Source organism: Erythrobacter sp. S43 (genome assembly GCF_057364955.1).
The window spans coordinates 2455394-2466927 of record NZ_CP200285.1; the positions used below are offsets into that span (position 1 = coordinate 2455394).

Annotated in this window: 13 protein-coding genes and 1 tRNA gene; 6 read left to right on the plus strand and 8 right to left on the minus strand. The window is 58.2% G+C overall.

Going from position 1 to position 11534, the window contains the following annotated elements; all coding sequences use genetic code 11:
• Positions 1 to 106: 106 nt before the first annotated feature.
• The 5 genes from AC0V6K_RS12060 to AC0V6K_RS12080 form a co-directional block, all read right to left on the minus strand.
• On the minus strand, positions 107 to 547 hold the full coding sequence (locus tag AC0V6K_RS12060; RefSeq protein ID WP_472622559.1) for a type II 3-dehydroquinate dehydratase: 441 nt from the start codon (positions 545 to 547) through the stop codon (positions 107 to 109).
• A gap of 62 nt (positions 548 to 609) precedes the next feature.
• A complete protein-coding gene (locus AC0V6K_RS12065; protein WP_472622561.1) occupies positions 610 to 1023 on the minus strand; it encodes a holin family protein in 414 nt (137 codons plus the stop codon).
• A gap of 81 nt (positions 1024 to 1104) precedes the next feature.
• Complete coding sequence (locus tag AC0V6K_RS12070; protein WP_472622563.1) at positions 1105 to 1980, minus strand: HpcH/HpaI aldolase/citrate lyase family protein; 876 nt, start codon at positions 1978 to 1980, stop codon at positions 1105 to 1107.
• Between the two features lie 57 nt (positions 1981 to 2037).
• The gene (locus AC0V6K_RS12075; RefSeq protein WP_472622565.1) at positions 2038 to 4143 is read right to left on the minus strand and encodes a TonB-dependent receptor plug domain-containing protein; all 2106 of its coding nucleotides are present in this window, start codon (positions 4141 to 4143) and stop codon (positions 2038 to 2040) included.
• Between the two features lie 198 nt (positions 4144 to 4341).
• Positions 4342 to 4418, minus strand: a tRNA-Pro gene (locus AC0V6K_RS12080).
• Between the two features lie 228 nt (positions 4419 to 4646).
• Here AC0V6K_RS12080 and yajC point away from each other — a divergent pair.
• From yajC to secF, 3 genes are all read left to right on the plus strand, one after another.
• Positions 4647 to 4973, plus strand: a complete 327-nt coding sequence (gene yajC, locus AC0V6K_RS12085; RefSeq protein WP_472622567.1) for a preprotein translocase subunit YajC — start codon at positions 4647 to 4649, stop codon at positions 4971 to 4973.
• 75 nt (positions 4974 to 5048) lie between these two features.
• A complete protein-coding gene (gene secD / locus AC0V6K_RS12090) occupies positions 5049 to 6650 on the plus strand; it encodes a protein translocase subunit SecD (protein ID WP_472622569.1) in 1602 nt (533 codons plus the stop codon).
• Between the two features lie 13 nt (positions 6651 to 6663).
• Entirely contained in the window at positions 6664 to 7647 is a 984-nt protein-coding gene (secF, locus tag AC0V6K_RS12095) for a protein translocase subunit SecF (protein WP_472622571.1), read from the plus strand.
• Here secF and AC0V6K_RS12100 read toward each other — a convergent pair.
• Entirely contained in the window at positions 7644 to 8861 is a 1218-nt protein-coding gene (locus AC0V6K_RS12100; RefSeq protein WP_472622573.1) for a glycosyltransferase, read from the minus strand. The genes secF and AC0V6K_RS12100 overlap by 4 nt on opposite strands.
• Positions 8822 to 9403 (minus strand): helix-turn-helix domain-containing protein, encoded by a 582-nt coding sequence (locus AC0V6K_RS12105; RefSeq protein ID WP_472622575.1) that lies wholly within the window; start codon positions 9401 to 9403, stop codon positions 8822 to 8824. Before AC0V6K_RS12105 ends, AC0V6K_RS12100 begins: the two co-directional genes overlap by 40 nt.
• A gap of 112 nt (positions 9404 to 9515) precedes the next feature.
• Here AC0V6K_RS12105 and AC0V6K_RS12110 point away from each other — a divergent pair, with 112 nt between their 5' ends.
• The 3 genes from AC0V6K_RS12110 (at position 9516) to AC0V6K_RS12120 (ending at position 11109) form a co-directional block, all read left to right on the plus strand.
• Positions 9516 to 9989, plus strand: coding sequence for a DUF6456 domain-containing protein (locus AC0V6K_RS12110; RefSeq protein WP_472622577.1), 474 nt, complete (start codon positions 9516 to 9518; stop codon positions 9987 to 9989).
• Positions 9990 to 10040: 51 nt separating this feature from the next.
• Complete coding sequence (locus AC0V6K_RS12115) at positions 10041 to 10466, plus strand: response regulator transcription factor (RefSeq protein ID WP_472622579.1); 426 nt, start codon at positions 10041 to 10043, stop codon at positions 10464 to 10466.
• A gap of 103 nt (positions 10467 to 10569) precedes the next feature.
• On the plus strand, positions 10570 to 11109 hold the full coding sequence (locus AC0V6K_RS12120) for a DUF4199 domain-containing protein (protein ID WP_472622581.1): 540 nt from the start codon (positions 10570 to 10572) through the stop codon (positions 11107 to 11109).
• Positions 11110 to 11173: 64 nt separating this feature from the next.
• Here the strand turns inward: AC0V6K_RS12120 and AC0V6K_RS12125 are convergent, their stop codons facing one another.
• Positions 11174 to 11533: a SnoaL-like domain-containing protein gene (locus tag AC0V6K_RS12125; protein WP_472622583.1), complete on the minus strand. Its 360-nt coding sequence runs from the start codon at positions 11531 to 11533 to the stop codon at positions 11174 to 11176.
• Position 11534 lies beyond the last annotated feature (1 nt).

An 11534-nucleotide genomic window follows, 5' to 3' on the forward strand; every position in this document is an offset into this window, starting at 1 on the left:
CGGGTGGATCCCATCCATGACCCGGCTGCTGGAATGCGACTATTCACGCAAATTGCGGCTGGCAAGTGGCAATCGGCAAAATGTCACGTTTGAAATCGACGAAGTGTCAGACTTCGCCTGACGCTACGGCTTCCAATGCGATGCGATAGCTGTCGGCGCCATGGCCTTCGACCGTCTTGGCTGCGGCCATGCCCACATAGCTGAGATGGCGAAATTCCTCACGCGTTTTGGGATCAGAGAGATGCACTTCGATCACCGGCGTCTTGATCGCCTTGATCGCGTCCAGCAGCGCGATGGAAGTGTGGGTGTAGGCCGCTGCATTGAGCAGCACAGCCTTGGCACCTTCGGCCTGCGCCTCGTGCAGCCAATCGACCAGCATCCCCTCGTGATTGGTCTGGCGCATATCAATCGCTAGGCCCAGCTCGAGTGCGCGATCTTCAAGCATTCCGGCAATATCATCGAGCGTCGCCGACCCGTAAATCTCAGGCTCGCGCAGGCCGAGCAGGTTCAGGTTTGGACCGTTGAGGACATAGACGGTGTTAGTCATGGCAGTGCGGTAGCGAAGATAGCGATATGGGGGAAGCTATCCCTGCAATCTTTGCCGGAAGCCTACTTCTCGACGCCCTTGACCTTACCCCACTGGCGCGCGGCGGTGTAGCCGAGATAGCCGGTGCCAAACAACGCATAGAGCGGTTCGGGCAAGCCATTGAGGTAGGCGTTCATACCTGCAGCAATCTCGCGCGCGGCGGCGGGATTGAAGGCGGCGAGCACGCCCATCGGCAGCGCCCACAGGATCATCACGTACATGACGTAGAGGAAGCTAGGGCGTGCACGGCTGGTCCATGGATCGTTGCTCTCCGCCTCGGCGACGATGGCTTTCAAACGTGCCTCGATCAGTTCCATTTCTTGCGTGCCCTCAAGCTTGATCAGCTCAAGCTTGGCCTTGGCGCGCGCTTCCTTATCCGGAATGATCTTGTCGATGATGGAAGTGATCGGCCCGATCAGTGTTTCGAGAATGCCCATGGTTCGCGGCTCCTATTTGCGAGTCGCGTGTGGACTAACCAAATTGGTTCAAGTAGGAAAACAGTAGTGCCTTGGGGGTAATCAGGTCGCTTCGCCAACCTCAGCAAGCAGCCGTTGCGCCAGCGCAAGGTGCGGGCGGTCGAGCATATTGCCGTCCATCGCAACTGTGCCTGCACCTGGATTATCGGCAAAAGCCTGCACCACCGTTTTCGCATGCGCGATCTCTTCGGCACTGGGTGTGAAAGCGGCGTTGATCGGAGCGATCTGTGCAGGGTGGATGGCGAGCATACCCCGGAAACCTTGAGCGCGGACGCGGCGAGCGCGGGTTTCAAGCGCTTCGAGATCGCGGAATTCGGGTTGGACGGTTTCGATTGGGGCGACGCTTGCCTTGACCGCACCCAGAAGACAAAGGCTCCGCGCCATTTCATATACATGGGTGTATTCGCCGTCCGGTCCGCGCTGTTCGCTGGCGCCGAGCTCGCTGGAGAGATCTTCCGCGCCCCAACTCATCGCGACAAGGCGTGGTGCGCCGTCATAGGTGCCGGTGGTGAACATTGCGGCGGCGGTTTCGGTAACGAGCGCCGCGACCTTGATTGAACCGACTTCAAGGCCGGCGGCCTTTTCGCGCTCGCTCAGCATCGCATCCACTGCTTCGACGTCGTGCCCACCCTCAGCCTTGGGTAGGAAGATGCCGCCGGGCGCAGCCGGAACAATCGCATCAAGATCGGCAGCTGTCCATTCGCCCGAGAGCGGATTCACGCGAACCCAAACGCGCGAGCGTTCCGGTGCTTCTGCAAGCGCTTGAACAACCAATTCGCGCGCCGTGGCTTTGTTGGCGGGAACGACCGAATCTTCGAGATCAAGAAGCGCGATATCCGCCTCGCTCGCAATCGCCTTGCCCATCTTCTTGGTGCTGTCGCCCGGAGCAAACAGCCAGCTGCGCATTTTCAGGGTCATTCCCGTCTCCTTATCCGAAGCGGTTAGTCGCGGGGGCACGGGCGTGCAAGCGGGGGCTTAGAACGAACCCTCAACATCGAAGGAAAAGATCGTGCCGAACGTCCGGTCACGGTCTTCGACAAAATCCACCAGACCCGCGGCACGATCGAGGAAGATGGTGCGATCAAAGGTGTTTTTGCGGTTGAGCACATTGCCGACGCGAAAACGTGCGGTCATGCCGAAGACGTCCTTGTGTTCCACAAATACGCGTAAGAATCCTGGGCGTTCGAGACGTTGGAACACTTCGTCCAACCGCACATTGGGCTGGTTCTCATTGAACCGCCAAACAATGCCAGCTGCCCATGGCGTGCCGAAGAAATCCTGACGGACTTCGGCATTCAGATCGAGAAACTCGTTGCCAGAGATTTCGCGCGGGGTGCCGAGCAGCGGATCGAGCACTTCGCTCTCGGTCCAGCCGGCGCTGGCATCCAGACGAAGGCCCTTGATGCCAATCGGGTCGAACAGCAGCGTCAGCTCGCCTTCCAATCCGTAGATTGTAGCGGAATCGATGTTGCCGGGTGCCTGACCACCACCGACGATCGGGATCTGGTCCACGATGTCGCTGATATTTTCGTAAAAACCGCGCAGATTTACCGAGCCAAGTTTGCCAAGGCTCTGCACAGCCTCAAGCTCGTACCGCCAGCTTTGCGGTGGGACCAAGTTCGAGTTGGTGACGTTGACTCGGTCCTGATCGAGGTTGGCGGTGGCAAGGAAGTCCCCGAAGTCAAGCTGACCCACGATGCGTTCAATACGGCCCGCTACATTGAGGTCGGGGTTCACCTTCCAATCGAACGCGGCGAAACCTTTGGGACGCCAGAAGCTGCGCGTTTGTCCCGCAGCGCCGGTCTGACTGATCTGCGAGTATTCCGCACCCACCGAAAGCTGGATCAGGAAATTGTTCGCCAGCGAGCGGCCATAAGTAACGCTTCCTTCCGCGCGGTCTTCTTCCACGCGTGCGGTGGCGCCATCAAAGACGACCGGTTGCAGCACGCCCTGCGCATCGCGTTGCTCAAGTGTCGAATCTTGATCGAGAAAGTTCTTCACCCCCTCGACCGCGAACTGCAGGTCACCGCCAAGTCCGCCGAAGCTATATTCCGCACGGGCAATAGTTTCCCCTTCGTCCGTATCGCGAGTAAAGACCGATCCTTCTACCGGGCTGCCGTCCGCAAATTCGGTGGTGACGATGGAGGTGACAGGGCTGTCTTCGTATCTGTGATAGCCGATAAGTTTCAGCGTGCCGCCACCCAATTTGAAACTGTAATCCGCGCCGAACTCGAAATTGTATTCGTCTTCGTTAGAGCGGAATGTGCGCTGGCGATCCACGGCGTTGATGATTCCGCTGCGTTCCGAATCCTCACCCTGCCGAAAGATGAAAGTCTGAAACTGTCCGGTCAGGTTCAGAACGTTGCCGTTGTTGGCGGTGCGCGCGAAGGAGCCGGAGAGTGTGGGGCGGTCCGAGTTGAAAAAGGACTGCTCTAACCGTGTGTCGATGAGCTGACCTGAGGCATCGAACACGAGCTCAATGCCTTCATCACCGCGGCGGCCGGCGTCGTTTTCAAGGCTCAGCGTCCATTCGGTCTTCTCACCACCACCAGCGAGAGAGATTTGTCCGTCGCTCCAGCGGAAGGGGACCCCGCGATCCCGCCACTCGGCAGAGTAGCGGAACTGGCCCGTTACACCGCCTGTGGAACTGGTAATTACGTTGAGGACCTGTCCAGTGAGGCCTCCAATATCAAGGCTTGCCCCATCGACGATCTCCAGCCGGACGACCTCTTCGGCAGGTATACGTTGCAGCGCTGAAACCGGGCCATTCGATTTGCCGGAAATCCGCTGTCCGTTGATGATGACGTTCGTGTTGGCCTGACCCAGGCCGCGATCTCCGTCATCGCTGCGAATGGAAAAGCCGGGGATCTGCTCTGCCATGTCGAGCGCGCTGCGTGGAGCGAAGCGTTCGAAATCCTCGGGTGTGAAGACACGGCGCGTGTTTGCTTCGGTTGAGGCGACGCCTGTTTCATCCAGTGCCTCTTCATTTGCCGAACTGCTCGCGCTGGAGTTGCTCGCATTTGCGCTGGTTGCGCTCAATGCAATGGCGGCAACGCCAGACAAGAGGAACAGGCTTTTCATGTGGCTCTCTATACGCAAGGGGCTGGGGAACGTTCCTTGCGCGCCCTCGAAATAAATAGAAAGCCATTCAGGATGAGCGCACTGCTACATTCGACGAATGAAATATATGTAAGGCAGTCCGAAACTCTCGCACGGCGAAGCGATCGCGGCGCAAACGCCGCGGGATTGAATATTCTGCAACTTGAGGGTGAATTCCACTGGTCGGGAAGACAGGATTCGAACCTGCGACCCCCACACCCCCAGTGTGATGCGCTACCAGGCTGCGCTACTTCCCGAGACCAGTGGAGGCGCGCCTATAAGCGCGTGGTTGGTGGCTTGCAAGACACATCGCAGCGCTTTGCATGCTCCTGTCACGATTGCTCTGCACCGATTGCTAGACACTTGCATTGCTGCTACGCGCGCCCACTTGAGTGAAGACGGGTGGGATCGGCGTTACTCCAAACATCGCTAATCCTATCGGTTTGACCGATCTTTTAACGCATTCGCTTAGGGCAAAACCTATCATGTTTGACATTCTTGCCGCCGCCGGGGGCGCCGCTGCAGAAGCACCTCCAGGATGGCTTAACTGGCTGCCGATCATCGGCATGATCCTGATCTTCTGGTTCCTGATCATCCGTCCGCAGATGAAACGCCAGAAAGAGCATCAGGAGAAAGTCGCTAGCCTTAAAAAAGGCGATCAGGTCGTCACGCAAGGCGGTCTTGTTGGCAAGATTGCCAAAGTTGAAGACGACTTTGTCCATATCGACCTTGCCAAGGATGTCCGTGTTAAAGCGGTCAAGCACACTATTGGCGATGTCATTCCACCGGGCGGCAACGCAGCGAACGACTAAGGCAGTGTGGCTCTTCTACTGGGCCATGCGCTGACAGTTCAGCAGCCAGAAACACGCATTTAGAGAAAAGTTTCCATGCTCGAATTTCCTCTCTGGAAGAAGATATGGTTGTGGGGCCTCGCGCTCGCTTTTTCAGCGGCGGCAGTGCCTTCGCTGTTGGGCTCTACTGATATCGAACTTCCTGATTCCGCCCCAAAAGTGAATTTGGGTCTGGACCTTGCCGGTGGTTCGCACTTGCTTCTTGAAGCCGATCCGGCGGATGTTTCTAAGCGCAAGTTTGAAAATCTCGAAGAGGCTGTGGAACGCGAGCTTGGCAACGCTACGCCGGAAATTGAGTATGACGACATGTCGCGCGCTGATGGGCGGCTGTCCTTCCTGCTCGACACACCAGCCGATATCGATCGCGCCCGTGCCGCCCTTGAATCGGAAATGCAGGGCAATGGTCTGACCCGGCTTTACGACTTCGAGGTTATCGACACGCAGCGCATCGTTCTCACCCCGACCTCCAGCGGCACAGATGAAGCCGTCGATGCGGCGATGGAAGCCGCGACCACGGTTGTCCGCAAACGTATCGACGCACTGGGTACGCGCGAGCCGACGATTATTCGTCAGGGCGACACACGTATCGTGGTGCAGGTTCCCGGCCTCGACGATCCAGAAGCCCTCAAAGATCAGCTTGGTCAGACCGCGCAGCTTGAATTCAAACTGGTGGCTCCAAACCAACAGAACGAAATGACCCTTGAAACAGCGCAGCAGAATCTTGTGCCGGGGACGGAAATTGTTCCTCTCGAAGCGAGCGAAGGTCAGACACCATTGGTGATGATGGTGAACCGGCTTGGTGGTCTTTCCGGAGACAACCTGACCGGTGCGCAGGCGGGTGTGAACCCTGATACCAATCAGGATGTCGTGAACATTCAGTTCGACACGCAAGGCGGTCAGAAATTCGCTCAATTGAGCACGCAGAATGTGGGCAAACGCTTTGCCATCATCCTCGATGGTGAGATCATCTCTGCGCCGTCATTCAATGAGCCCATTCTCGGCGGTAACGCACAGATTTCGGGTAGCTTCACTGCCGATACTGCGAACCAGTTGGCCATCTCACTCGAATCCGGCGCACTCCCGGTCCCATTGGCGGTGGTGGAGCAGCGCTCTGTCGGGCCAGACCTGGGCGCAGACTCGATCCGCCGCGGAATGATCGCAATGCTGATCGGCAGCATCGCTGTGATCGCGCTGATGATCGCTACCTATGGCCGCTTCGGGATCTTTGCCACGGCCGCGCTAGTGTTCAACGTGTTGATCCTGCTCGGTCTCATGGCGATTGGTAACTTCACTCTGACCTTGCCCGGTATCGCCGGCTTCGTGCTTACTGTGGGCGCGGCGGTCGACGCCAACGTGCTGATCAACGAGCGCATACGCGAAGAGCGAAAGCGTGGGCGACGCGTCGTGGCCGCGGTCGAAAATGGCTACAAAGAAGCCAGCCGCGCGATTTACGATGCGAACATCACCAACTTCATTGCCGGTGTTCTGCTGTTTTGGTTTGGCTCTGGTCCGATCCGCGGCTTTGCCGTCGTTCTGGTCATCGGCCTTGCGACCACTGTTTTCACCGCCCTCGCGCTGACTCGCATGTGGGCCGCTGGCTGGCTGCGCGACAAGCGCCCGGCTGACATCAACATTTGAGGAGGACGGCCCCATGAAACTGCTCAAACTCGTCCCCGCCGACACGAATATCAGATTTCTGCGCCTGCGCCTGCCGTTCTTTATCGTCAGTATCCTGATGATCATCGGCAGCTGGGCAGCCGTGGCCACGATGGGATTGAACTACGGCGTTGATTTCGCCGGAGGCCAGGAAATCCGCGCGACCTTTACCGAGAGCAAGGAGGCACCGATTGCCGATTTGCGCACCGGGATCGCGGCAGTCGAGCTGGTCAGCGATGATCCGGTCGTCCAGCGTTTCGGTGAAGACAATCAGGTTTCGATCCGCGTCAAACTTCCGCCAGAGGCAGAGGGAAATCCCGAATACGCCAACGAGATGACCACGGCGATCGTGACAATGTTGGAGGGTGAGTACTCCGATATCCGCATTGACGGCGTTGACTCGGTTTCCGGCAAGGTTTCAGGCGAGTTCCGCAATGACGCAGCGCTTGCATTGATCGCCGCCATGATAGCGGTCGCGATCTATATCTGGGTCCGGTTTGAGTGGCAGTTTGGCGTGGGCGCGCTGTTTGCATTGTTCCACGACGTGTCGCTGACACTGGGGCTGTTTGCCATAACACAGATGGAATTCAGCCTTCAGATCATCGCCGCTATTCTGGCGATCATCGGTTACTCACTGAACGATACGATCGTTGTGTTTGACCGTATCCGTGAGAACCTGAAGAAGTTCCGCAAAATGCCGCTTCCCGAGCTGCTTGATCTGTCGATCAACGAGACGCTGGCGCGTACGGTGATGACATCGCTGACGCTGCTCGTCGCGCTGCTGCCGCTGCTGTTCTACGGCCCGACCAGTCTGTTCGGTCTGGTCGCGGCAATCACGTTCGGCTTGTTCGTGGGTACCTATTCGAGTGTCTATCTCGCTTCGCCGATCTTGATCTGGCTGGGTGTTACCTCGAACAGTTTTGTGCCCGTGGAAACCGATGCGGATCGTCAGGAAAAGAAGGTTCTAGGCCAGACCTAAGTGCGGCTGACTTCTGTAAGATAAGCTGCCAGCGCCCGTCCGTTTTCTTCCCAGCTAAAGGCGTGCGCTGCTTTGGCCACGTTTTCGGGCTTGGGCGGGTTATCAAGGATTGCTAGCACCGCATCGGCAAAGGCTTCGGGTGTGCGTTCCACTATCCGTCCGGCGGCATCGCTCGTCACAATCTCGCGCACTCCACCTACATCGGTGGTGACCACTGGAGTTCCGCAAGCGATGCTCTCCACCCATGCATTGGCGAGCCCCTCACGCTCGGTCGGAAGTACCATCGCGTCAGCCGCAGACAGGATCAGTGGCATCACATCGTGATCGACCGAACCGGCGAAATGCACGCGTTCGCCCACGCCCAGCTCCGCAGCCAATTCGCGCAGATCATCGGCAAGCTCTCCCTTGCCGACAAGGACCAACCGAGCGTCCGGGATCTGGGCCAAGGCGCGCATGGCGATATCTTGTCCTTTGGTTGCAATCAGATTGCCGACACAGGCCAGAAGCGGCGCGTTGTCGGGCAGGGCAAAGCTCAATCGCTTGGCCAATTGAGCGCGCAATTGCGTGTGCCCCAGCGGGCGGAACCGGTCACGATCCAACCCAGTATAATGGATCGTGATCTTCTCGCGTTCCATGCCCAGCGCAGCCATATCGTCAGCCAAAGCTCCGCTTACTGCAAGCAAGCCACTGGCACGGCTGGCGGCCTCCAGCATCTGCTCGCGACCGAAATCTTGGCTACCCCAGTGCGTGATGTCCGAACCCCGCGCTTTGATCGAAAGCGGTAAGCCAAGTTCCTCGGCGATGATCGCGGCAGCCGGTCCATCGGGGAAGAAGAACTCCGCATGGACAGCATGGATCGGCTCTGCGCGGTGGATTGTTCGGATCAGTGGCAATGCCGCCTTGGCAATGGCCGCAGCATTGCGACGCGCGCCAATTCTCGGGATGAGCGTAAAACGCGGACGATGGACCGTGAGAGGGCCTTCTTGTGCAACCGGCGGCAACTCAGCCAACTCGCGATATTTGCCGAATGCGATGGGCGGGATGCCAATCGGATTGACCACCGTAACTTGCCAATCGCTGTGCTTGCTCAGCGCCTCCAGAGAACGCGCAACAAAGGTTCCGAACCGCGGATTGGCCGGGTTGGGAAACAGAGTGCTGAGTGCAAGAACGTGCATCAGAGCGAGCGCACCAGCATGACAGCCACGGCGATCCATGCGGGATTATCGACCACTTGCTGTTTTTGGCCAGCCTGACTGGGCAGGATGCCAACAAATGTGCCCTGAACATCAATCAAGCGACCGAAGGTGAAGCGCCCGCCTGGGCGGGGGACCAGGCAATCGCGGTTGATGGCGCTCGCTGCGCTGTCGGGTTTGAGCTGGCGCAGCCAGATCAGGTCGCCGGGGCGGTATTCACCGATGGCCGTGTTCACTTCGAGAACCATGAGCGGGCTATCATCGCCTTGAGAGGCCAATTCGTGCGGCAATATCGCTTCGCGCGGGGCGGACAGGGCCTCAACCTCACCCGCGCCCAATTGTGCAACGATCTGCGGGCGAGGCTGAGCCTCCGATCGAACGAGTGTCTCGGGATCGATATCCAGCGCTTTGCCAATCCGGTCCATCCACTTGGTGGAAAGATTGCGCATACCCGTTTCCAGCCGTCCAATGGTTTGCGGGGTGGTCGGCGGATCACACACCTCGGCCAGCTGCGCGAGGGTGATACCTTTGGCTTTGCGGACTTCGCGGATACGATTGATCATCAATGGTGCTCCCATCGGGAATTGTGTGCCTATTTGGCCCTTTCTGACTTTCCTACAATAAATGACACAATGCAAGCATGCATTTCACCAAATTGGTTATTGGAGAAGTGCAGTGAAGCGGGAACTGGTGGAGCGCGAATTGACGAATGAAGGCCCCCGTCGGGGCTCGTCGGCTGTGGGAAAGCGGCGGACGGTAACCGTCAACATATCGGAATCGCCCTTCGCATGGCTCCATTCGCGGGGGCATCTGGATGACCGGCTGTTTGATGCCGGCGAGGCCTTGAGGAACGATTACGAGCGCGCGCAGCTATCGGCGAATGTCACCATGCGTTGGGACCCGGTTCGGGTGAAGACGACCGGCGAGCAGGGCTTGTCGGCTAGCGAGAAGCAGATTGCAGCCAAGCAGCGCTTTGATGCAGCAATCAAAGAGGCAGGACGCGGCTTGGAAGACATTCTGTGGCGTGTTGTGTGCGCAGGAGAGAGCTTGCCGGAAGCCGAGAAGTCACTTGGCTGGCCCGCGCGCAGTGGGAAACTGGTGCTCAAGCTCGCGCTCGATCGTGTGGCAGATTTCTATCGGATACGGTGAGAGAAGTTCTTCGCACTGGTCGAGACCGCACGGCTCTGGCATCATGACGCCATGGACAGGGGATGGGGCCGATACGGTTTGCTCTATGGCGGCGCGCTCGCGCTGGTCGCGGTGCTGCTGCAATGGGCGCAAAGCAGATACTTGATGATGCAGATGCCGGGTGAGGCCTATGCTGCGATCATCGCCGCGGTCTTCATCGCGATCGGCATTTGGGTGGGGATGCGACTCACCCCGCAAAGTGCCACCGCCACGTTCGAACCCAATGAGAAGGCAATTGCCTCGCTTGGCCTGACTCCGCGTGAGTTGGAGATCCTTGGATTGCTCGCGAAAGGCGACAGCAACAAGGAAATCGCCCGATCGTTGGGTGTGTCGCCCAACACGATCAAGACTCATATCGCCAATCTTTACATGAAGTTGGAAGTGACTGGGCGCGGCAAAGCGGTGGAGGCGGCGCGGGCACTGGCCGTCATCCCGTGACTTCGTCCAAACGCATGAAAGGCCCCAAATCACCCATCTGGGTGATAGGATTTGCCCATGAAAACCGGAACGTCAGAGGCGTCCAAACAGAAGGAGACATTTCATGTGGCGTTATTCTCTGATCTTCGGTTCGATCATCGGTATCGTAGTGATTGCATTCATGCTTGTGGTGATGATGGGCGTCGGGACCGACGATCTCGGCACCTCGGAAATCCTCGGCTACGTCGTGATGCTCGCGGTGCTTTCGCTGGTGTTCATCGGGATCAAGCGGTTCCGCGATGTGGAGCATGGCGGGGTGATCAAGTTCACGCAGGGCGCGGCGGTTGGCGCTGGCATCGCAGCGGTTGCAGGCGTGTTCTACACCGTGACGTGGGAAGTCGTGCTGCAGATGACCGACTTTGCCTTTATGCAAACCTATGGTGACAGCTTGCGTGCAGCAGTTGAGGCCGAAGGGCTGAGCGCGGGTGAGCGCGCGGCGAAGCTGGCCGAGATCGACGCGAATATGGAAATGTACGCCAACCCGCTGTTCCGCATCCCGATCACTTTCAGCGAGATTTTCCCCGTGGGGCTGATCGTGGCGCTGATCTCCGCATTTGTCCTGAAAAACCCGAAAGTGCTGCCGGCGCGCGTGACGGCTGACTAGTCGATAAACCTGCGAAAATGTCCCGCCGTGACATCAGCCACGGCGGGGCGTCTCGTATGCCGGCCTATTCGCCCGGGTTATCGTAGAAGAAGCGTTCCTCTGCGATTTTGCCGTCTTTGACCGTATAGATCGCGGTTTCTGATGATTGGCTGCGCTCACCCATCATGGTCACATCCATCGAGTAGTTCACGGCGAACTGTTCGCCGACCACAAAGGGGCCTTCCATGGTGAAGCCGTGCATCTCGGCGTTTTCGTTCCACCATTTGTGCTTCTCGAGCAGCTGGTCGCGGCCTTGAACAGTCGACATTGGACCATCACCCGGCTCCATGCTGATGATGTCGTCAGACCACATGGATTGGTAGTCCGCCTCGCGATCCTCTTTGACCGCGTCGAAGAATGCTTGGGCAGTTTGTTCAATCGACATT

Coding starts and splice junctions, on each gene's coding strand:
- AC0V6K_RS12115 (WP_472622579.1), top strand. CDS start 10,041: ATGGACAGGGGATGGGGCCGATACGGTTTGCTCTATGGCGGCGCGCTC.
- AC0V6K_RS12070 (WP_472622563.1), bottom strand. CDS start 1,980: ATGACCCTGAAAATGCGCAGCTGGCTGTTTGCTCCGGGCGACAGCACC.
- AC0V6K_RS12125 (WP_472622583.1), bottom strand. CDS start 11,533: ATGTCGATTGAACAAACTGCCCAAGCATTCTTCGACGCGGTCAAAGAG.
- AC0V6K_RS12075 (WP_472622565.1), bottom strand. CDS start 4,143: ATGAAAAGCCTGTTCCTCTTGTCTGGCGTTGCCGCCATTGCATTGAGC.
- AC0V6K_RS12060 (WP_472622559.1), bottom strand. CDS start 547: ATGACTAACACCGTCTATGTCCTCAACGGTCCAAACCTGAACCTGCTC.
- AC0V6K_RS12105 (WP_472622575.1), bottom strand. CDS start 9,403: ATGATCAATCGTATCCGCGAAGTCCGCAAAGCCAAAGGTATCACCCTC.
- yajC (WP_472622567.1), top strand. CDS start 4,647: ATGTTTGACATTCTTGCCGCCGCCGGGGGCGCCGCTGCAGAAGCACCT.
- AC0V6K_RS12065 (WP_472622561.1), bottom strand. CDS start 1,023: ATGGGCATTCTCGAAACACTGATCGGGCCGATCACTTCCATCATCGAC.
- secD (WP_472622569.1), top strand. CDS start 5,049: ATGCTCGAATTTCCTCTCTGGAAGAAGATATGGTTGTGGGGCCTCGCG.
- secF (WP_472622571.1), top strand. CDS start 6,664: ATGAAACTGCTCAAACTCGTCCCCGCCGACACGAATATCAGATTTCTG.
- AC0V6K_RS12100 (WP_472622573.1), bottom strand. CDS start 8,861: ATGGATCGCCGTGGCTGTCATGCTGGTGCGCTCGCTCTGATGCACGTT.
- AC0V6K_RS12120 (WP_472622581.1), top strand. CDS start 10,570: ATGTGGCGTTATTCTCTGATCTTCGGTTCGATCATCGGTATCGTAGTG.